This window comes from Candidatus Ichthyocystis hellenicum (genome assembly GCF_001460935.1).
Taxonomy (GTDB): Bacteria; Pseudomonadota; Gammaproteobacteria; order Burkholderiales; family 2013Ark19i; genus Ichthyocystis; species Ichthyocystis hellenicum.
In genome coordinates this window covers 792,973-814,488 of sequence record NZ_LN906597.1, presented here as the reverse complement: position 1 = coordinate 814,488, position 21,516 = coordinate 792,973, and the positions used below count along the sequence as shown (strand labels likewise).

23 protein-coding genes, 1 tRNA gene and 1 rRNA gene are annotated in these 21,516 nt (G+C 41.6%); 4 read left to right on the top strand and 21 right to left on the bottom strand.

Annotation, left to right across the window (positions count from 1 at the left end; genetic code table 11):
- Window positions 1-64: 64 nt before the first annotated feature.
- The 14 genes from Arg41_RS07890 to Arg41_RS03730 all read right to left on the bottom strand — a co-directional run bounded on the left by Arg41_RS07890 (window position 65) and on the right by Arg41_RS03730 (window position 12,346).
- Complete coding sequence (locus Arg41_RS07890) at window positions 65-223, bottom strand: hypothetical protein (protein WP_157722243.1); 159 nt, start codon at window positions 221-223, stop codon at window positions 65-67.
- Window positions 188-264, bottom strand: a tRNA-Ile gene (locus Arg41_RS03790). The genes Arg41_RS07890 and Arg41_RS03790 overlap by 36 nt, the downstream gene beginning before the upstream one ends.
- Window positions 265-346: 82 nt before the next feature.
- Window positions 347-1,885: ribosomal RNA gene (locus Arg41_RS03785) — 16S ribosomal RNA — on the bottom strand.
- 378 nt (window positions 1,886-2,263) lie between these two features.
- A complete protein-coding gene (pgsA, locus tag Arg41_RS03780; protein WP_092342974.1) occupies window positions 2,264-2,818 on the bottom strand; it encodes a CDP-diacylglycerol--glycerol-3-phosphate 3-phosphatidyltransferase in 555 nt (184 codons plus the stop codon).
- Between the two features lie 5 nt (window positions 2,819-2,823).
- The gene (gene uvrC, locus Arg41_RS03775) at window positions 2,824-4,638 is read right to left on the bottom strand and encodes an excinuclease ABC subunit UvrC (RefSeq protein WP_092342975.1); all 1,815 of its coding nucleotides are present in this window, start codon (window positions 4,636-4,638) and stop codon (window positions 2,824-2,826) included.
- Window positions 4,635-5,678 carry a beta-N-acetylhexosaminidase gene (gene nagZ / locus Arg41_RS03770; protein ID WP_092342976.1) on the bottom strand — a complete coding sequence of 348 codons (1,044 nt, stop codon included), beginning with the start codon at window positions 5,676-5,678 and terminating at the stop codon, window positions 4,635-4,637. The genes uvrC and nagZ overlap by 4 nt, the downstream gene beginning before the upstream one ends.
- 45 nt (window positions 5,679-5,723) lie before the next feature.
- Window positions 5,724-6,092, bottom strand: coding sequence for a holo-ACP synthase (gene acpS, locus Arg41_RS03765; RefSeq protein WP_092342977.1), 369 nt, complete (start codon window positions 6,090-6,092; stop codon window positions 5,724-5,726).
- A gap of 12 nt (window positions 6,093-6,104) precedes the next feature.
- Window positions 6,105-6,833, bottom strand: a complete 729-nt coding sequence (locus Arg41_RS03760; RefSeq protein ID WP_092342978.1) for a pyridoxine 5'-phosphate synthase — start codon at window positions 6,831-6,833, stop codon at window positions 6,105-6,107.
- 7 nt (window positions 6,834-6,840) lie between these two features.
- Complete coding sequence (gene recO / locus Arg41_RS03755) at window positions 6,841-7,563, bottom strand: DNA repair protein RecO (protein ID WP_157722262.1); 723 nt, start codon at window positions 7,561-7,563, stop codon at window positions 6,841-6,843.
- Window positions 7,542-8,468 (bottom strand): GTPase Era, encoded by a 927-nt coding sequence (gene era, locus Arg41_RS03750; protein ID WP_092342980.1) that lies wholly within the window; start codon window positions 8,466-8,468, stop codon window positions 7,542-7,544. Before era ends, recO begins: the two co-directional genes overlap by 22 nt.
- Window positions 8,468-9,166: a ribonuclease III gene (rnc, locus tag Arg41_RS03745; protein ID WP_092342981.1), complete on the bottom strand. Its 699-nt coding sequence runs from the start codon at window positions 9,164-9,166 to the stop codon at window positions 8,468-8,470. The genes era and rnc overlap by 1 nt, the downstream gene beginning before the upstream one ends.
- A gap of 14 nt (window positions 9,167-9,180) precedes the next feature.
- Window positions 9,181-10,002, bottom strand: coding sequence for a signal peptidase I (gene lepB, locus Arg41_RS03740; protein ID WP_092342982.1), 822 nt, complete (start codon window positions 10,000-10,002; stop codon window positions 9,181-9,183).
- Window positions 10,003-10,020: 18 nt separating this feature from the next.
- Window positions 10,021-11,826, bottom strand: coding sequence for a translation elongation factor 4 (lepA, locus tag Arg41_RS03735; protein WP_092343030.1), 1,806 nt, complete (start codon window positions 11,824-11,826; stop codon window positions 10,021-10,023).
- Window positions 11,827-11,884: 58 nt separating this feature from the next.
- The gene (locus Arg41_RS03730) at window positions 11,885-12,346 is read right to left on the bottom strand and encodes a SoxR reducing system RseC family protein (RefSeq protein WP_092490487.1); all 462 of its coding nucleotides are present in this window, start codon (window positions 12,344-12,346) and stop codon (window positions 11,885-11,887) included.
- Between the two features lie 254 nt (window positions 12,347-12,600).
- Between Arg41_RS03730 and rpoE the strand changes: the two genes are divergently transcribed.
- Window positions 12,601-13,275, top strand: a complete 675-nt coding sequence (rpoE, locus tag Arg41_RS03725; protein ID WP_092342984.1) for an RNA polymerase sigma factor RpoE — start codon at window positions 12,601-12,603, stop codon at window positions 13,273-13,275.
- A 103-nt stretch (window positions 13,276-13,378) separates the two neighbouring features.
- On the opposite strand, the gene fabF is transcribed toward rpoE, so the two are convergent.
- The 7 genes from fabF to rpmF form a co-directional block, all read right to left on the bottom strand.
- Window positions 13,379-14,629, bottom strand: coding sequence for a beta-ketoacyl-ACP synthase II (gene fabF, locus Arg41_RS03720; protein ID WP_092343031.1), 1,251 nt, complete (start codon window positions 14,627-14,629; stop codon window positions 13,379-13,381).
- Between the two features lie 54 nt (window positions 14,630-14,683).
- Window positions 14,684-14,941: an acyl carrier protein gene (gene acpP, locus Arg41_RS03715; RefSeq protein WP_092342985.1), complete on the bottom strand. Its 258-nt coding sequence runs from the start codon at window positions 14,939-14,941 to the stop codon at window positions 14,684-14,686.
- A 91-nt stretch (window positions 14,942-15,032) separates the two neighbouring features.
- Window positions 15,033-15,785: a 3-oxoacyl-ACP reductase FabG gene (gene fabG / locus Arg41_RS03710; protein WP_092342986.1), complete on the bottom strand. Its 753-nt coding sequence runs from the start codon at window positions 15,783-15,785 to the stop codon at window positions 15,033-15,035.
- Window positions 15,786-16,712 carry an ACP S-malonyltransferase gene (fabD, locus tag Arg41_RS03705; RefSeq protein ID WP_092342987.1) on the bottom strand — a complete coding sequence of 309 codons (927 nt, stop codon included), beginning with the start codon at window positions 16,710-16,712 and terminating at the stop codon, window positions 15,786-15,788.
- A 7-nt stretch (window positions 16,713-16,719) separates the two neighbouring features.
- Window positions 16,720-17,688, bottom strand: a complete 969-nt coding sequence (locus Arg41_RS03700) for a beta-ketoacyl-ACP synthase III (protein ID WP_092342988.1) — start codon at window positions 17,686-17,688, stop codon at window positions 16,720-16,722.
- Window positions 17,681-18,694 carry a phosphate acyltransferase PlsX gene (gene plsX / locus Arg41_RS03695; RefSeq protein WP_092342989.1) on the bottom strand — a complete coding sequence of 338 codons (1,014 nt, stop codon included), beginning with the start codon at window positions 18,692-18,694 and terminating at the stop codon, window positions 17,681-17,683. The genes Arg41_RS03700 and plsX overlap by 8 nt, the downstream gene beginning before the upstream one ends.
- A gap of 45 nt (window positions 18,695-18,739) precedes the next feature.
- Complete coding sequence (rpmF, locus tag Arg41_RS03690; RefSeq protein ID WP_092342990.1) at window positions 18,740-18,925, bottom strand: 50S ribosomal protein L32; 186 nt, start codon at window positions 18,923-18,925, stop codon at window positions 18,740-18,742.
- A gap of 186 nt (window positions 18,926-19,111) precedes the next feature.
- Between rpmF and Arg41_RS03685 the strand changes: the two genes are divergently transcribed.
- The 3 genes from Arg41_RS03685 (at window position 19,112) to ald (ending at window position 21,514) form a co-directional block, all read left to right on the top strand.
- Window positions 19,112-19,720: a Maf family protein gene (locus Arg41_RS03685; RefSeq protein WP_157722261.1), complete on the top strand. Its 609-nt coding sequence runs from the start codon at window positions 19,112-19,114 to the stop codon at window positions 19,718-19,720.
- Window positions 19,721-19,789: 69 nt separating this feature from the next.
- Complete coding sequence (locus Arg41_RS03680) at window positions 19,790-20,308, top strand: peptide deformylase (protein ID WP_092342992.1); 519 nt, start codon at window positions 19,790-19,792, stop codon at window positions 20,306-20,308.
- A gap of 90 nt (window positions 20,309-20,398) precedes the next feature.
- A complete protein-coding gene (ald, locus tag Arg41_RS03675) occupies window positions 20,399-21,514 on the top strand; it encodes an alanine dehydrogenase (protein WP_092342993.1) in 1,116 nt (371 codons plus the stop codon).
- Window positions 21,515-21,516: the final 2 nt, after the last annotated feature.

The window sequence follows — 21,516 nt, the reverse complement described above, 5'->3', positions numbered from 1 at the left end:
AGCTTTAGTATCTCTCTGTGCTTTGCTTTTTTTCCTCTTTGTTTTTTTAATTATCCTTGCTTTTCTACCTACTTCTCTTCCTCTTTTTTACAGATCTCTTTACTCCACTTGCTTCAAAAAAATCATCACCACAACCGTACCAGAAAACCACAAAACCTCGTATACCGCTGAAGCGAGGAAAAACATGTGGTGGGTCTAGTTGGACTTGAACCAACGACCCCACGCTTATCAAGCGTGTGCTCTGACCAGCTGAGCTATAGACCCTAAAATCATCCTCAACACCATCAGATACAGTCAAAGATAGACAACTTATAGTTGTGAACGGAGTAAAGGGTGTTTTCTCTAGAAAGGAGGTGATCCAGCCGCACCTTCCGATACGGCTACCTTGTTACGACTTCACCCCAGTCATGAAACTCACCGTGGCAAACGCCCTCCTCGCGGTTAGGCTACCTGCTTCTGGTTAATCCCACTCCCATGGTGTGACGGGCGGTGTGTACAAGACCCGGGAACGTATTCACCGCGGCATTCTGATCCACGATTACTAGCGATTCCGACTTCATGCAGTCGAGTTGCAGACTGCAATCCGGACTACGATCGGCTTTCTGGGATTGGCTCCCCCTCGCGGGTTGGCTACCCTCTGTACCGACCATTGTATGACGTGTGAAGCCCTACCCATAAGGGCCATGATGACTTGACGTCGTCCCCACCTTCCTCCGGTTTGTCACCGGCAGTCTCACCAGAGTGCCCTTTCGTAGCAAATGATGACAAGGGTTGCGCTCGTTGCGGGACTTAACCCAACATCTCACGACACGAGCTGACGACAGCCATGCAGCACCTGTGTTGCGGTTCCCTTTCAGGCACCGTGAAATCTCTCTCACGTTCCGCACATGTCAAGGGTAGGTAAGGTTCTTCGCGTTGCATCGAATTAATCCACATCATCCACCGCTTGTGCGGGTCCCCGTCAATTCCTTTGAGTTTTAATCTTGCGATCGTACTCCCCAGGCGGTCGACTTCTCGCGTTAGCTGCGTTACTGAGAAACTACTTCCCCAACAACTAGTCGACATCGTTTAGGGCGTGGACTACCAGGGTATCTAATCCTGTTTGCTACCCACGCTTTCGTACATGAGCGTCAGTGATGGCCCAGGAGGCTGCCTTCGCCATCGATGTTCCTCCACATCTCTACGCATTTCACTGCTACACGTGGAATTCCACCTCCCTCTGCCCCACTCTAGATACGTAGTTTCAAGTGCTGTCCCCAAGTTGAGCCCGGGAATTTCACACCTGACTTACCTATCCGCCTGCGCACTCTTTACGCCCAATAATTCCGATTAACGCTCGCACCCTACGTGTTACCGCGGCTGCTGGCACGTAGTTTGCCGGTGCTTCTTCTGCGGGTACCGTCATCAATATGCGATATTCACGCATACCTTTTCTTCCCCGCTGAAAGGGCTTTACAACCCTAAGGCCTTCTTCACCCACGCGGTATTGCTGGATCAGGCTTCCGCCCATTGTCCAAAATTCCCCACTGCTGCCTCCCGTAGGAGTCTGGGCCGTCTCTCATTCCCAGTGTGGCTGATCATCCTCTCAGACCAGCTACCGATCGTCGCCTTGGTAGGCCTTTACCCCACCAACTAGCTAATCGGTCATCGGCCGCTCCTATCGCGCAAGGTCTTTTACGATCCCCTGCTTTCCTCTCTCGAGCTTACGCGGTATTAGCCTAACTTTCGCTAGGTTATCCCCCTCGACTGGGTACGTTCCGATGTATTACTCACCCGTCCGCCACTCGCCACCATCCTAGTTGCCTAGAACGTGCTGCCGTTCGACTTGCATGTGTAAAGCATACCGCCAGCGTTCAATCTGAGCCAGGATCAAACTCTTTACTTTATTTCTTTAATTTCTTCCTTTGTGCTTTCGCACTTCCCTCTACCCGCTCACAACTATCTGCTGTCTACCTGTTTTTTAAAGAACACCGCCAGCGTTCAATCTGAGCCAGGATCAAACTCTTTACTTTATTTCTTTAATTTCTTCCTTTGTGCTTTCGCACTTCCCTCTACCCGCTCACAACTATCTGCTGTCTACCTGTTTTTTAAAGAACTCTTAAACCGAATCACTAACACCAAGTCGAGATTATGGGGATCAGATCTTTCGCTGTCAATGACAGAAACCAGAAAAAAATAAAAAGATGTAAAAATAAATTATGGCAAGAACTCCAAGCCATCAGACAAAAAAATCGCAAAAGAAAAAAATATTATTTTTTTACAACTACTTAACTAAGTATGGCCACGCATCACACATGTAAATTATCATCGATATTAACGTCATTACAACTGCTACAAACATCAAAATCTGTCCCAACAACAACGTATCAAAAAAGGCAAACTTCAAATTAGCTAGCGCTAACGGAATGGCACTCAGCTGGGAAACTGTTTTCAATTTCCCAAGCAAACAAACTGTCACACTTTTACTATGACCAACTATCGCCATCCATTCACGCAATGCCGACACAGTAATCTCTCGACCTATAATCACTATAACAATCCATGTCGGCAACCGACCTAAATGTAGCAACACACACAAGGCAGAAACAACCAATAGTTTATCGGCAACCGGATCAAGAAATGATCCCAATCTAGAACTCTGATTAAGTATGCGAGCAAAGTAACCGTCAAAAGCATCAGTTACAGCAGCAATTGTAAAAATCACAGTTGCCGTAATATCACGAGTGTGCACACTACCCCAATGACAACAGTAGCAAATCACAAAAAATGGCACCAAAATGATTCTAAAAAAAGTCAAAAAATTAGGAAGTGTCATCATAAATATCACCGAATCGTACGCAAAGCTTCATATATTTTCATTGCTAATGCATGACTTATACCAGAAACTGTTGCTAGAGTTTCTGGGTTAACATCAGCTATAGCACGAATACTACCAAAACGATTTAACAACATTTGGCGACGCTTAGGACCAATTCCATCAATTCCATCTAAAACAGAGTTAAATGTCTTTTTTAAACGACGAGAACGATGACCTTCTATAGCATATCTGTGAGCTTCGTCACGAATTTCCGCGAAAAAAAGAAGGATTTCGTCTGACACACACAACTTCAGTGGCGGTCTTCCATCTGAAAAATGTAAAGTTTCCAGTCCAACCTTGCGTGAACGCCCCTTAGAAATGGCAATTACTGGAATAACTAACTGAAGTTCCGAAAGAGCTCGTTCAGCCGCCTTCATCTGTTCCAAGCCACCATCAACAATAATCATATCTGGTGGAACACCATCCTTAAGCACATGACTATAGTGCTTACTAATAGCCTGATACATAGCAGCTAAATCATCACCGGGAGTTATATCACGAATCTCATAACGTCGATATTCAGATTTAGCAAAATCCAATTTATTCCAGACAACACAAGCACCAACAGTACTTTGACCATTAGTATGACTAATATCGAAACATTCAACCCGCATCCGATCTTCAGGTATATCCATCATCTTCGACACAGCACGCCAACGACTATACCGCATTTCAGAATGAGTTGAATGATGATCAATAGCATTACGAAGATTATCCTCAGATAACCTCACTAAACCCAAATGTGACTTCTCTGGAAATGTAACACGGCAACTATAACCACATTCAAGCAAAACATCCCCCACAAAATCTAGATCTTTCAATGACGGCAATACAACAGTTTCAGGAGGAACAAGAGTGCGATAATACTCTATGACAAAACGAATAATCAATTCTCTAGCATCCTGGTAAACAAAATTTTCAGTTGGTGTCAAGTAGTTTCTATGATTTATCAAATGCCCGTCACGAACATTAATAACATTAACAACAAATAATGAATGATTGCTACTGAATAACCCGTTAATTATGTCAAAATCAGCATGATCATCGGTCACAACGTGCTGAACCTCAATCATCTTTTGAAGAACAACAATCTGATCTCTAATTTGAGCAGCACGCTCGAATAGCAACTTATCAGAGCAACGCTGCATCTCTTCCTCTAACACTAGCAAAATACGACTGCGCTTACCTGACAAGAAAAGACGAGCACTAGAAATATCATCAGCGTAGGAAGATTCACTGATATTTCGTACACATGGTGCCGAACAATGTCCTATTTGATGCAATAAACATGGTCGCTTGCGATTATTGAAAACATTATCGTCACAAGTCCTTAGCCGAAAAATTTTCTGCAAAATTTGAATACTGCTGTTAACTGAACCAGCATCAGGATATGGGCCAAAATAATCATCAGCGGATGGGGCAAATTTTCCTCTGTATTTCATTAGCCGTGGGTATGCATGATTAGAGAAAACCAAATATGGATAAGTCTTATCATCACGAAAAACTATATTAAATGGTGGTCTCAAAGATTTAATGAGATTAATTTCGAGTAATAGTGCCTCTCTTTCGGAAGGAGTAACTGTAACCTCTATATCGCTTATTCTATCTACGAGACAACTAATCCTTGGATTATTATGTGTACGCAAAAAGTACGACGATACCCTTTTCCTCAGATGTCGAGCCTTACCAACGTACAAGATGTTCCCAGTCTTATCCCAGAAACGATATACACCTGGAGAAGACGGAAGCGACGACAAGATATTATTTATAGAAGGAATCACAACAAACTAGGCAATAAACGTGCACCCACAAATTCTGACAAATGAAACTTAGCAGCACGATAACGAGGCTCAACATTAGCCAAATTTACATCTGAGGCTCGCAAATCATCCACGTGCTTTTGGCAGTCATGAAGACGAAAAACATCCAAAGAATCTAGAAGATCATCTATATTAACAGTACTATCAAGCACATCGCACAAGCACACCATATCACATCCTGCATCAAGAGCGCGATAAAGGCGTTCGTGCAGATCAGGAATAACAGAAGCTCCCTGCATAGACAAATCATCGCTTATAACACACTGACGAAAACCTATGTCCTGTCGCAAATAATTTATCCAAAAAGACGACAAACAGGCAGGCCAATGATCAACCTTTGAAAATGAAACCCAACATGCCATTATTCCTGACAATTTATAACGTAAATCATAATACGGACGCAAATCATCCTTAAGCATTTCCAATACCCGATGATCGGCTAGCTGCATAAAATGACTATCACCCTGAACATACCCATGAGCTGGGTAATGCTTGCCAACACAACGAACACCTGATGCAGAAACACCCTCAATGAAACACTCAGCCAAGAAAGATACAACAGCAGGATCCCGATGAAAAGCACGATCCCCTATTACATCGTTTGCGTGATAGTCTATGTCTAGAACAGGAGCATAGGTAAGGTCAATGCCCACCATAGCTAGCTCATAGCCGACTATAACCCCTATGTCAGTAGCTAACAATAGGGCTTCTTCTGGATTTGCATTGTACAGATCACCAATATCTCGAGCAGAAGGAACCAGTGTCCAACCATTTCTGAACCGCTGAACACGACCACCCTCGTGATCAACACTCACTAGCAACCTTGGTGATTTTATAGACTTTATATCCTTTATCAAAAGCAGTAACTTACCCATATCCTCAAAATTACGAGAAAAAAGTATGACACCACCAACCGCTGGGTGACTCAAGCGCTTCCTAGATTCTTCATTTAACTCCGTACCGTGAAAACTTACTATAACCGGACCCAAAACCAACTGCATAATCAAATTCCCTAAAATCGGTAAGAAACTGAACCAAAAACAATGCTACAGTTCAACGATAACAAAAGCCAAAACATGGCCATCATCATCTGACAGAGATAAATGAATTCTGTAGACTGACAGGTGGGTCAGCAAAAGGTCATCGAAAGCAAAAAACGGTTTACCGTACGAGTCTCGCAAAACCGCAATATTACTCCAAGTCAATGGATACCTACGACCAACACCCAAGGCCTTAGACAAAGCCTCCTTAGCAGCAAAACTCTTTGCAATACCTCTGTGAGGAGAAGACTCATCAACCCAAGGATAATCTTTATCATTAAGGATTTTGCGACAAAATCTATCGCTATAACGCAACCACAGCCTATGAAAACGCTCAACAGGTATAAAATCAGTGCCTACACCAACAATCATCATGAACCTCGGTCACTAGTTACAAAGAATCTGTTTCATTCTCGAAACAGCATTAGCCCATCCAACATCCAAAGCATACACAACAATTGCATAGCCAATATTTAACTCAACGAGACCAGGAATTGATAATATCGGCAACACATTTTTGTAATCCAACCCGTGACCAGCATTAACAATTAAACCCAAACCTTCCGCATAATTACCAGCAGAAATAAGCTGATTGATACGTTCTTCTCTCATCTCAGAAGTTAACGAATTAGAATATAAGCCTGTATTAAATTCAACACTATCCACAAATAATCTTGCAGCAGCATCTAGTTGAGAAAAATCTGGATCAATAAAAATAGATACCCTAACTCCCTTTTTACGAAAACTGGAAACAACAGAACTTAACCTAAATTCATTTTGGATTACATCCAATCCACCCTCTGTAGTCAATTCTTCCCGACGTTCCGGAACTAGGCACAAACTGTCTGGCCCTATCTTAGCCAAAAATGATAAGATGTCGGGGTCCAATGAGGTCTCGACATTAAGTGATGTTTTTATAGACTTTCGCAACGAAACGACGTCATCCTCCTGAATGTGGCGACGATCTTCCCGTAAATGACATGTAATTTGATCGGCACCGCTCTCCTCTGCAAGCAAGGCCATACGAACCGGACTGGGAACAGATCCCAATCTCAGCTGACGAACTGTGGCAATGTGATCTATATTCACGCCCAAACGCAAACACTTTCGGATCATTAAACTCTCACCTTTTAACCAATATCTGCAACATTTTCCTAGTTTTTAATGCATATCCATCCAAATGATAATCTATAATGTGGCGCATCAAATTCCGAACTTCATAGGCATTTCCAATAGACACTATCCCATTGGACAGGTCTATTAAAGACTGACCAGACAAAACAACCCCAGATAAAAAATCACTGGTGCAACTCAAAAAACCCGAACCGATTGCGTAGGTATAAAAATTACTCGGAACAATTTCGCCTCCAATATCACCACTAACGCAAAAAATCAGAGAATATCCGAGTATATCCAAAAGTGCTATCTCAAAGCGACGGAGAATGGCATCAAAAAAATCAGAATCTTCCTGGGCAATCTCTTCCAGGGTGTCACAATACAGAGAAAACAGATCAGGACAACTATATTCTCTTGGGAAAAGCCGCATAATGAGCTCATTTACATACAGCGCAACCCACGATCTACGATCTGTCAAAAAAGGAAGAATGCGTACGTACTCTACGCTTATCAATCTCAATAAACCAGACCCGGATGCATTAACAAGCAATGGCTGAAACGGAATCAATGCTTGTCCAAATACCGAATGCGGGCGCCTAGCACCACGAGCGAAAATACTAACCCGTCCATGGTTGTTTGTAAGACAATCCAACCACACGGAATCATCATCGTAAAATTTACGGTGCAAAACGAAGCAAGGTTCCTGTTCTAGCTCAACTTTTTTGGACACTGCTCGTCCGATTCAGTTATCTCATACCCCAACTCTTTGAGACATACTGCGTCGTTACACCAACCCAACTTCACTTTTACCCACAAACCCAAAAAAACCTTACATCCAAGAAATTTCTCTATATCATGACGAGCAACTGTACCTATCATCTTTATCAAATCACCATTTTTACCAATTATGATTCGCTTATAATTTTCTTTTTCGACATAAATCACAGCTCTAATCTTAGTTATGCTAGGACTCTCTTCAAATGATTCAATACGCACAGCAGACCCATATGGAAGCTCATCTCCCAAACAACGAAAAACTTTTTCACGAATTATCTCAGACACCAAAAAACGATCCGTTCTATCAGTAAGCATGTCCTCTGGGTAAAAAAAACTTTGCTGAGGTAACAAAGAAGCAATAGTAGACAAAAGAACATCAGTTCCTTTGTTTTTACGTGCACTAACCAAACAAAACGATACCGGACTAATAACAGAACTAATCTTGGTTTCTAAATCACGCAATGAAGTATCGTGATGCTTTTCTTTAAGAACATCCATCTTATTTACTGCCACAACAACTGGAGTAGAGGATCCTAACTGCCTCAAAAAACTTTCATCTAAATCTGTCCAGTTAGTGGCATCAACTACTAAAACAACAACATCAACATCCGCAATGGTTGCCTTCAGGGCACTAGCCATAGCAACACTTAGACGCTTAAGCCCTGATTTACAAGAACCAGGAGTATCTACGAACAAATATTGGCAGTCACTACGCGTTAAAACACCGAGCAAACGATGCCTTGTTGTCTGTGGTTTACGTGAAGTAATAGAAATTTTAGCCCCAATTAAACAGTTCAACAGAGTAGACTTACCAACATTAGGACGACCAACCAATCCCACTTGACCACAACGCAACACTAAGACTCCATTCCATGATAATCAAGACAAGTAAGAACAATAGCAGCCGCTTCCTGTTCTGCCAATCGGCGTGAACGACCATGACCAATCCCTTCGATATCAAGCGCAGGAACCCTACATGCCACCTCAAAAATCTGCTGATGAGCCAAACCATAGGTATTCAATATCACGTACTCCGGCAAATCAATACGCTGCGACTGCAAAAATTCTTGCAATTTTGTCTTAGGATCTTTAGACGATTTAGGATCAAGTTTATCCAAAAGTATTGCCAACAGAGCAGTTGCAACTTCAGACGATTTCTCAAAACCTGCTTCTAAAAAAACAACCCCTAGAAGAGCCTCAAAAACGTCAGATAGAATAGATGGCTGAACACTTCCCTTACCCGATCTATTCCTAATTTGTGCCAAACGAACATGTTTCTCCAAATTAATACTGTTAGCCATCTCTGTTAACGCACTCTTCTTAACAAGAGAAGCTCGCAAACGAGATAAATCTCCCTCACGCAAATCAGGAAAACGATGGAACAAAAGACTAGCTGCAGCTAAATTGACAACACTATCACCTAAAAACTCAAGGCGTTCATAATTGTCCTTACCCAATGAACTATGAGTTAAAGCCGATTGCACTAAATCTTTATTCTGAAAAGAATAACCAAATGATTTCGACAATTCCTCAAAATCAACAGAAGAAGCAGTCATACTCCCCTCATATATTAAATAAGCGGCCCAATACGGGATAACTTAATCCCTAAAGGCGGAAACAAACCACCAGCATGAAACCAAACAAAAAATGCCTTACCGACAATATATTCCTCTGGTACAAATCCCCAAACTCTGCTATCAGAACTGTTGTCACGATTATCACCCATCACAAAGTAACTACCATCAGGGACGTGACACCTAATTTCGTTAAAACTAAAGGAACAATTTTTATCATTAATAAAATTTTTAGCGGGAGGAGGAAAAACTGTACGATCTGAATCATTCAATACATAGTGAAACACACCAAGCAAGTTTTCCTGATAACGCTCTGAAAAAACCAGACGGCTCGTATTTAGATAATCTGGGGCTCTTCTCTTAGAAATTGAGACATTATTAATTAACAACTCTTTATTACGGTAAACTATCTCATCACCTGGGATACCAACAACTCTCTTAATATAATCAATGCTAACATCGCGAGGATAGCGAAAAACAATAATATCGCCCCGTTCAGGTTCCTTAATAGATATCACCTTTTTGTTTATCATTGGTAACCTGATTCCATAAACAAACTTGTTAACCAAAATAAAATCGCCAACCAATAGGGTGGGAAGCATGGACTCAGATGGTATACGGAATGGCTCAACCAAGAAGGAACGTATCAAAAATACCGATAACAACACTGGAAAGAAACCACCACCCCATTCCATCCACCATGGATCAGGACAACCACATTGACGTCGTCTAGAGGCGTAGAAAAAATTAAACCCCCACAAACATCCCGTCACAACAACTAACAAAAACAGCACTAAAACAAAGTTAACTCTCTCCAAAGAATATTCCTCCAGAACTCAACGTGATGAATTATCAGTCTTCAAAACTGCCAAAAAAGCCTCCTGAGGTATTTCCACAGCTCCTACTTGTTTCATTCGTTTCTTGCCCTCCTTTTGCTTTTCCAGCAATTTCCTTTTTCTGGTAATATCTCCACCATAGCACTTAGCTAACACATTCTTCCTCAGCGCCTTAATGTTCTCTCTAGCTATGATATGGCTACCTACGGCAGCCTGAACTGCCACGTCAAACATCTGACGAGGAATAAGACCGCGCAACCTTTCAGCTAGTATACGCCCACGATACTGGGAATTAGCACGATGAACCATAGTGGATAGAGCATCAACTCGATCACCATTAATAAGAATATCCATTTTCACTACATCTGCCACCCTAAACTCGATAAACTCGTAATCCAGCGATGCATAACCCCTACTAACTGACTTCAAGCGGTCAAAAAAGTCCATTACAACTTCAGCACTCGGCATATCATAAACCATTTCCACTTGCCGGCCACGGTATTGCATGTCTCTTTGTATACCTCGTTTCTCACTACATAAAGTCATTACAGAACCCACATATTCTTCCGGCACAAAAATAGAACACTTGATAATCGGCTCCCTAATTTCCATAATCTTTGAAGGATCAGGTAATCGAGCCGGATTTTCAATATGAATGGAGCCACCATCCTTAAGAACTACTTGATAAACAACAGTAGGGGCAGTGCAAATCAATTGAGCACCATACTCCCTCTCCAAGCGTTCTTGAACAACATCCATGTGCAGAAGTCCCAAAAATCCGCACCGAAACCCTGAACCCAAAGCATCAGAAACCTCTGGCTCAAAAGTAATGGCAGCATCATTAAGTTTAAGCTTCTGAAGAGCCTCACGTAATGAATCATACTGATTAGATTCAGTTGGATAAAAACCAGCAAACACTTGCGGCTTAACTTCTTTAAAACCAGGAAGAGGATCACTAGCCGGAGAATTAGACAAAGTAATGGTATCGCCAACACGAGCAGAGCTAAGAGATTTTATACCAGCAACAATAAACCCGACATCACCTGACCCCAAAGAATCGTAAATCTTCGCTGCCGGGGTGAAAACACCCAATTGCTCACAAGAAAAATCTTCACCAGTGGACAAGAAACGAATCCTATCCCCGGTACGGACTTCTCCATCAAAAACCCTAATCAGAACCACAACACCAACATAATTGTCAAACCAAGAATCTATGATCAACGCCTTAAGAGGCTGATCTAAACGGCATCTTGGTTTTGGAACCATACGAACCACATACTCTAACAGTTCAACAACACCAAATCCTGTCTTAGCACTACATTCAGGAGCAGAAGTAGCATCAATACCGATAACATCCTCTATCTCTAGCCTAACTCTATCTGGATCCGCTGCTGGCAAATCTATTTTGTTGAGAACGGGAAAAACTTCAACACCAAGTTCAAGAGCCGTATAGCAATTAGCAACTGTCTGCGCCTCAACCCCCTGACTTGCATCAACCACCAACAAGGCACCCTCACATGCAGTCAAACTACGAGAAACTTCATATGAAAAATCTACATGACCTGGGGTATCAATCAGATTTAGTCGGTACAAATTACCATCAGCAGCACGGTAATCTAAGGCAACTGTTTGAGCTTTAATGGTTATACCACGCTCTCTCTCCAAATCCATTGAGTCCAAAACCTGATCGGACATCTCACGCTTATCAAGAGCACCACACTCCTGTATAAAACGATCGGCTAATGTAGATTTACCGTGATCTATATGAGCAATAATGCAAAAATTACGAACATATTCTTTTTCCATAAAAATCCGTGAAAATACCTCAGCCAATAATAGCTACCAGCCTATGTCAATAAGACCCCTACTCATTTGGAAAACCAATTTTTTTACAAGAAAGAACACAATCAAGATGGTAACGTGATAAACAAAAACGCACCACCGCTAAAGACCCCAAAAAGGAAAAACATGATAGCAAAAAAATCCACACCTCTCTTAAATGGAAAAATTCAGCTGCGACCGCAACTACCAGAAAAGATATTGTGGGAATGAAAAAAATTAATAACAGACCCAACAAAAATACCTTCCTTGGTACAGAAACCTGCAAAACATCCCCTATGTGGCATGAGTCAACAGAATAAATGGTAAAAATAGGCAAAAATACACCGGAAAAGATCGAGTAAATACCCTGAGAAGCACAATATCCCAGTGATAAGCACCTACTACAAAGATAAGCATCATTAGTATGCCTAACCATGATATTATTACCCTCGGTTGCGACAACGCGCACGAAGATGGTAGTTTGCGACGCTGCACATTTTTTCACATATTCTCCCGCGCCAATAGATAGTGGCAGTTGTGTTTTTCAACAAAAAAGCAATATTTCCTCTCATGCAGTAGGTTATCTAAAAAACAATGGTTCATACAAATAATTTATCGCTAATTTCATGAAAATCAATATTATATTTACACTCTACATGACGAAGGACTTTGAAACATATCAATAAAAATTAGGTAATCTATACGCAAGAATAAATTATTATCCAATAGAAATAAGCTATTAGGTAATGGGAACAAAATATGAATAAAAAAGCCGTTACTGATACTATAGTGCCAAAAATAAATACTGTAGTAACTAAAATTAGTACCGTAGTAACTAAGGAAACACCTTCTGACAAGACACTGGTTCTTCGTGTTCAAGAAGGAGATGTTGCTTCTTTTGAGTTACTTGTAATCAAATACCAAAATCGCATTATTCGACTTCTTAACAGATTGATACGTAACCAACAAGAGGTTGAAGATATTGCTCAAGAAGTATTCATCAAAGCCTACAGAGCCATAGGCAATTTTAGAGGAGATAGTGCTTTTTACACTTGGATTTACCGCATTGCCATTAATACTGGTAAAAATTATCTAGAAACTCTTGGGAAACAAAATTTCATCATCAAGGACATAACCGTTGACGATGATAAGAATAACAGTCACGAAGAATACGTATCTAACTTAGACACACCAGAACTGGAATTAATGAGCAAACAGACAGCTAACATAATTAATAAAGTCACACAATCTTTACCAAACGAACTGCGAGAAGCACTAGTACTACGGGAGGTTGAAGGACTTAGCTATGATGACATAGCTACGATAATGGAGTGCCCAGTTGGAACTGTGCGATCAAGAATCTTTCGTGCCAGAGAGGCAATATCTGTAAAACTGAAACCGTTTCTGGAATCGCCCAAAGGCAAACGCTGGTAAGAAAGGATATCGACCACAGGCAAAAGCGACAAAGCATCTATGACAAGAAAACAATAAAAAAGTAATAAAAATCACAACTTGCAACAACAATATAATCATCAAACTAAATTTTTTTCATTACTAAACTAGCATTAGTACCACCGAACCCGAAAGAATTGCTAATGGCAACGGAAACATCACGACACAACCTACCCTCGTTGGGAACCAAATCCAGACCATCAACACACTCGTCCGGATTATCCAAATTAATAGTAGGAGGAACCTCTCCAGTATGTAAAGTTAAAGCCGTAAATATTGCCTCCACAGCACCAGCTGCACCCAGAAGGTGCCCTGTCATGGACTTAGTTGAGCTAATCATCAATTTACCAGCATAATCACCAAAAGCCAGACGAATTGCCCTAGATTCTGCACGATCACCGATTTGAGTTGATGTGCCGTGAGCATTAACATACTGAACTTGGTCAGGATTAACACCGGCGTCACGCATTGCAAACATCATGCAATTAGCAGCACAAGAACCATCCTCTCTAGGAGCAGTCATATGGCAAGCATCATCACTCATACCAAAACCACTCAACTCGCAGTAAATTTTTGAGCCACGTCTCACTGCGTGATCATACTCCTCTAGGACGATAGCACCCGCACCCTCACCCAAAACAAATCCATCTCGATCCCTATCCCAAGGACGACTGGCTTTTTCAGGAACATCATTCCTAGTAGATAATGCCCTCATGGCACAAAATCCACCAATACCCAACGGTGTAACCGTGGACTCAGACCCACCGGCAATCATTATATCAGCTTCATTATTAGCAATCTGACGTGCCGCCAAACCAATAGCATGAGTAGACGTAGCACATGCCGTCACTACCGCAGTGTTGGGCCCTTGAAATCCCAATAAAACGGACAAATGTCCAGATATCATGTTAATAATTGTCATTGGAACGAAAAACGGAGAGCATTTACCAGCAACAACTGGATTGTTAGTACAAGTTTCCTCAATCTCTCTCAGGCCACCAATCCCAGAGCCCATGCAAACACCACAGCGCTCCAAATTAATGCTATCAGCATCCAAAGAAGCATCGCGAAAGGCACGAACACCAGCAACAACCCCATACTTCATGAACAAACCCATACGCCTTGCTTCTTTAGGAGATAAGCAATCCTCCATTGAAAAATCATTAATCTCTGCAGCAATACTGGTAGGAAAAGAAGTTGCATCAAAAGACTCAATCCTCTTTACACCGGACTGACCAGAAACAATCAGTCTCCAAACATCATCGACAACCGAACCCAGAGAAGTAACCAAGGACATCCCCGTAATAACAACACGCCGACGACCAGAAGCAGGCATACCTTTTCCATTCAAAAAAACACCAAAAACCAAACACTCAAAAAATCACCAAACTTACTCTTCCGACATCTGTTTCCCATCTTGACAATTTCCAACATACTCAATGGCCTGCTGAACAGTTAAAATTTTCTCAGCATCCTCATCGGAAATTTCACAACCAAACTCATCCTCCAACGCCATAACCAACTCAACGGTATCAAGAGAATCAGCTCCTAAATCTTTAACAAATGCCGACTCATTTTTCACATCATCTGGATTAACACCCAATTGTTCAGCTACGATTTTTTTAATGCGCTGCTCAACATTTTCCATAAGTATACTCCTGATTGAAGCCATAAATTTAATTGTAAATCTCACAGCAACTATATAACAGTCCAGCAATAAATAAATCAACAAAAAATGACTAGTTTAGACATAAACCACCGTTAACATGAATAGTAGTACCAGTTATATATCTGGCAGAATCAGATACCAAAAATTCCACCGCAGCTGCCACATCATCTGGTGATCCAACGTACCCAAGTGGAATACTGTTAATAACAAGATCACGCTGCTGATCGTTAAGTTTACCGGTCATATCCGTATCTATAAAACCTGGCGCAACACAATTAACTGTAATTTGACGAGATGCCATTTCCAGAGCTAAAGATTTAGTTAAACCCACCAATCCAGATTTAGCCGCAACATAATTAGCTTGACCTGGATTCCCCGAGTAAGCAACAACTGATGTTACATTAACAATTCTTCCCCAACGGGCACGTATCATGGGTTTAAGTAGCAATTTAGTCAAAACAAAAGGACCAGTTAGATTAGTTGCTATAACAGAATCCCAATCATCCTGCCTCATCATCACCGCCAAACCATCATTTGTTATTCCAGCATTATTAACCAACACCGAAACGGCACCGAAATCGCTACGAACTTTCTCAACAAAACTTTGACATGAATCAATATTTTCAATATTTAAAACATATCCACGACCACTCCAGGCATTGGAAGATGCACACTCAGTTATCCCATCTGCCCCATCATTGGTTGTAGAAGTGCCAACAACAATAGCATCACGAAACTTCTCGTTCAACCTGGAAAAAATAGAACGACCTATACCTCTGGAAGCCCCTGTAACAACAAATACTTTAGATTGATTCATATCCATCTACCATATGCAATCAACAGGACAATAATCTGATGAAAGAAAAATTTCAATACACGGAATTTTACGTAACAACCCAACCATAACATTACCGGGACCACACTGAACAAAACGTCGAACCGACTGACGTTGTATAAAAGCAATTGTATCTGACCAGCGAACAGGAGAACTCAACTGCTCAGCAAGAATATCCTTCATAAGATTATGATCGTGGCAAATATCAGCGGTTAAATTATGAACAACTGGGTAAGTTGGACGAAAAAAAGTAATTGTCTCCAAAAAATCACGCATTTTATCTTTTGCAGCAATCATTAAAGAACTGTGTGAAGGAACAGACATATCTAAAAAAATAACTTTCTTCGCACCTTTTCTCTTGATCTCTACAGAAGCTTTTTCAACAGCAGCATGGTGACCCCCAATAACTGTCTGCGAAGAATTATTAAAGTTAACTACCTCCACGACAGCACCACAAGTAGATAAGCTATTGCAAACACCCATAACCTCATCTGCAGACAAACCTAAAACCGCCGCCATTGCTCCCTGACCTTTAGGAACAGCGTCCTGCATAACTGCAGCTCTATAACAAACAGACCGCAAAGCATCAGCAAAACTAAGAACCCCAGAAGCAACCAAAGCTGCATACTCGCCTAGGCTATGCCCAGCTAACCAAATATCAGACTCCTTATTCACTTTTCCTGACTTTTCAAACATGCGCCACAAAGCAACATCAGCAACCAACATGGCAGGCTGCGTATTTTCTGTTAGTGACAACTCTTCAATAGGGCCGTGCTCAACAAGCGACCACAGATCCCTCTTCAGGATATCACTTGCTTCCTCAAACAAAGCCCTAACGCAAGACACATCCCGACAATAATTTAACATACCAACGAACTGCCCACCCTGACCAGGGAATAGAAAAGCAACAGACATAATAATCTCACATATCTACAAGAACAGAACCCCAGCTGAGACCACTACCAAAAGCCGTCAACAAGCAGCGATTTCCACTCTTAATAAAGCCTTGAATACATCCCCAGTCAAATGCTAGCGGAACAGAAGCTGCAGAGGTGTTACCATGAAAAGGAAGGGTAATGATAGCCCTCTCCCGGTCAACACCCAAACGCGAAAACAAGGAATCAATAATGCGTATATTAGCTTGATGAGGAACAACCCAATCCACAGTTGAAATATCAACACCAGCTTTTCCAAGAACAGCATTAATACTGCTTTCAAAGAAGTGCACAGCCAACTTAAAAACAGAAGAACCCTCCATGTGGACATATGGATCACCCACTATGGAACCACGATCAAGATGGCAAGGAACTTGCAAAATATCCGAATATTTACCATCACAAGATATATGAGAGGCCAATATCCCAGCCACAGGACTTGATTCCAGCAACATAGCACCAGCACCATCCCCAAATAACACACAAGTAGAACGATCCTTCCAGTTTACAATTCTGGAAAAAACTTCCGCACCTATAACTAAAATACGTTTAAATTGCTTAGAACGAATGAAAGCATCGGCAACAGATAGCGCATGAACAAACCCAGAACAAGCTGACTGCAAATCAAAAGCCGCTGCACTCAAACAACCCAAGCCATGCTGAACTGAACACGCTACAGCTGGAATAACACTATCTGGAGTAGTAGTAGCAACAATAATACAATCAACATCAGCCGGATCACACGAAGCTCTATCGATAGCTTGACGCGCAGCAGAAATAGACATCATGCATGTCGTTTCATCATCACTAGCAACCCTACGTTCACAAATTCCTGTGCGAGAAACAATCCACTCATCAGAGGTAGAAACACAACTACTCAACTCATTATTGGAAACCACTCTACGCGGCAAATACGAACCGGAACTAACTACTTTTGTATAAATATTATCACCCATCCAAAACCTTCGCGATGCTACCTTCAAGGCGGGAAAGAAAACGGCCACGAACAGCCTTAGCAGCATAGTGGAGGGACTGCTCAAAAGCATATGCATCGGCACTACCATGACTTTTTATTACCAAGGAGCGCAATCCTACCAAACAAGCGCCATTGTGGCTACGATGATCAAATTGATTACGAAAGCGCTTCAACACCGGATAGGACACACCTGCTGCCAATTTAGAGTACCACCCTCGTGTAAACTCTCTCTTAAGTGCCGTAGAAAGCATCCTTACCAAACCTTCACTACTTTTCAAGACTATATTACCAACAAAGCCATCGCATACAACCACGTCCACAGCACTATCAAATATGTCCGAACCTTCGATGCTACCGTAAAAATTTAAATCGCTACGGCGAATTAGTTGTGCCGCCTCCTTAACAACCGAATTACCCTTAATTTCCTCACCACCAACATTCAACAAACCAACAAGGGGAGAAGTAATACCGGTTATGGCTGTAGTCAACAATGAACCCATAACCGCAAATTGGAACAGATGAGGAGCTCTACACTCCACGTTAGCCCCCAAATCTAGCATGCAAACAGGCTTGCTCAAAGTGGGAATCATAGTCGCTATAGCTGGCCTCTCAATAAGATTGAAAGTTTTAATTATGAAGTAAGCAAACACCATCAAGGCACCGGTATTCCCGGCACTCACACAGGCATCAGCCTTACCGTCACGCACAAGCTCCATAACCTTAGCCAATGAGGAATCGCGCTTCTGACGAAGGGCAACTCTAGGCAACTCATCCATCTGAACAACCTGGGAAGCATTAACTAACTGAACGCGGGACAACAAGCGGTGAGGTAAATTTACATCCAACCACGCTGCAATTTTGCTCTCAACTCCAACCAACAAACAAGACACATCCAGACTAGTATCCAGCAAGTTGACAACAGCAGGCAACGTCACAGGTATCCCGTAATCACCCCCCATGCAATCCACCGCTAAGCGAATGGTCATATAAGATAAATCCTGGGTCAGACAAAAACCAAAACTGGCGGCAATCTACGACTCTTCTTCTTTGCAATGGATAACACGACGCCCTCTATAGAATCCCTTTTCGGAAATATGGTGGTAATAATGAGGTTCACCAGAAGCCCTCTCAATAGAAACACGGGCCCTATCTAAACCATCATGTGAACGCCTCATGTTCCGCCGAGACGGAGACTTCTTATTTTGCTGCACAGCCATAACAAAAAACCCCATCAAAAAAACAGAGTGTCGAATTCTATCACAAAGAATAACCGTGTAAAAGAATATTGAGCACAATTAAATACTGAAAACAATCATGATCTAGTATAAAAATATGTCTCTCAATTGATATTATCGACAAAAAAATGTACGTTGTCCGTAGCTATGTTGATACAGGACAATTTTATGGTTCCAAATATAGTTCTAGCATCTTCCTCACGCTATCGCGCGCAAATATTACGGCACCTAGGAATGAGATTCACCATCGATCCACCCAATATTAACGAAAATCCTCTACCTGGGGAAAGCCCTGCCGATCTATGTGAAAGATTATCTTATGAAAAAGCTCGTAAAATTGCACAAAAGTACCCTTCGGCATACGTAATCGGAAGTGACCAAGCTGCTTATTGCGATGGTTGGCACCTTCCCAAGCCAGAAAATTTTGAAACCGCAGTAAAATATTTGACACACACACAAGGTAAAGTAATTAATTTTTTCACAGGAGTATGCTTACGCCAAGTTGATAAAAACATATGTCTAAAAACTTCTGTCCTAACATCAGCACACATAAAAAAACTATCTGCACAAACCATTGAAGAATATGTAAGTACAGACATGCCTTACGACTGCGCAGGAGGAATTCGCATTGAAAAAATGGGAATCTGCCTTCTAAGCAAGCTAGAAACCCCAGATCCCACTGCTGTACTAGGAATTCCAATCATATCGTTGATAAATTTCCTGGAGCAATGTGACGCATTTACTTTTCCCTGTAAATCTATTTTAGAAAACATCTAAATTACAAAAAGTAATTTGTTACTAGTAGAATATAGCGATTATATTCTACTAAACAATCTGGAATTAGGTATGATTAAGAAAATTCTCTTGATGGGAGACCCTCTTCTCGTTAGAAAAGCAGAAAAGGTAACTTCCTTCGGTACTGCAGAATTGTTGGAGCTCATTGTTGATCTGCGTGATACTCAGCATAAGCACAAAACTCTGGGTCTATCTGCCCCACAGATTGGAATTAATCAGCAAGTTATGGTCATAGGAACCCCTGAAAGCGAAGCTGACCCAAATAGTATGGACTACGTGCCCAAAATTACTATTATGAATCCATCAATAGAACTACTGACACGCAGCAACTGCGAGTTTGTAGAAAGATGCCTATGCATACCTCACATGAAAGCAAATGTTCCCAGATTTACTCAAATTAGGTACTTTGGTATAGACGAATATGGAAGTCCGGTTCAAAGAGAAGCTTTTGGACGCCATGCGCAAATTGTCCAGCACCATGCAGACCATATTTTCCGCACTTTATATACGATGAGAATTCGCGATTTTACTAAGTTTGAATTTGAGGCAGAGTTTAGAGAACAATTTTAGCACCCATACAAGATATTCAGGACCGTCTACATGGCAAAAAACAAGCCGAACTGCTAATATCTGCCGATCTCACTTTTGGAGTCTTTTTAAATGATTGTAGCTACCGTAAAGGAAATTAAAAACCACGAATACAGGGTTGGGATACTTCCGGTTTTTGCCAAAGAGTATATTAAACACGGACATACTGTTCTTGTTGAAAAGGGGGCAGGAATAGGGGTTGGTGCTACTGACGATATGTACATTGCAGCTGGAGCAACAATAGTAGATTCCGTTGATGAAATTTTCGATAAGGCACAAATGATCGTAAAAGTCAAAGAACCCCAGCCTGAAGAAGTCAAGAAACTTCGCCAGGATTGCGTTCTGTACACATACCTTCATCTAGCCGCAGACCTAGAGCTAACAAAAGGCTTGCAACAATCAGGAAGTATCTGCATAGCATATGAAACTGTCACTAACGACCATGGTGGATTACCACTACTCTTGCCCATGAGCGAAGTAGCTGGAAACATGTCAGTTCAGCTTGGAGCTCACTGTTTAGAAAAAGAACAGGGAGGAAAAGGAATACTGCTAGCTGGAGTACCAGGAACAAGGCGAGGACATGTGGTTATTTTAGGAGGCGGAACTGCAGGTACAGGTGCTGCTAGAATCGCCGTTGGAATGGGAGCTAAAGTAACCATCCTAGATAAATCTCTATCTAGATTAAAGGAATTAGACATCTTGTTTGGAAATCGTATTCACACTCGCTTTGCAATTACCGAAGCTTTTGAAGAAGTTTGCTCCACTGCTGATTTGGTTATTGGATCAATACTAATACCTGGAGCAACCGCTCCGAAAGTAGTAACCAGGGAAATATTGAGAAAAATGGAACCAAAGTCAGTGATAGTTGATATTTCTATCGATCAAGGCGGGTGCTTCGAAACCAGTCGCCCGACTAGCCACTCAAACCCAACTTTTATCGAGGAAAACATCATCCACTACTGCGTAACAAACATGCCAGGAGCGGTTCCTCAAACCTCAACCATAGCATTGAACAACGCTACCTTGCAGTATGGACTTGAGATAGCTGATAAAGGATGGAAGAAAGCACTACTAGAAAACGCACACCTTAGAAACGGGCTAAACGTTTGCAAAGGAAAAGTAACATACGAAACAGTAGCCAAAGACCTCAATTTGCAGTACGTACCTGCGGCGGAATTCCTACAATAAAT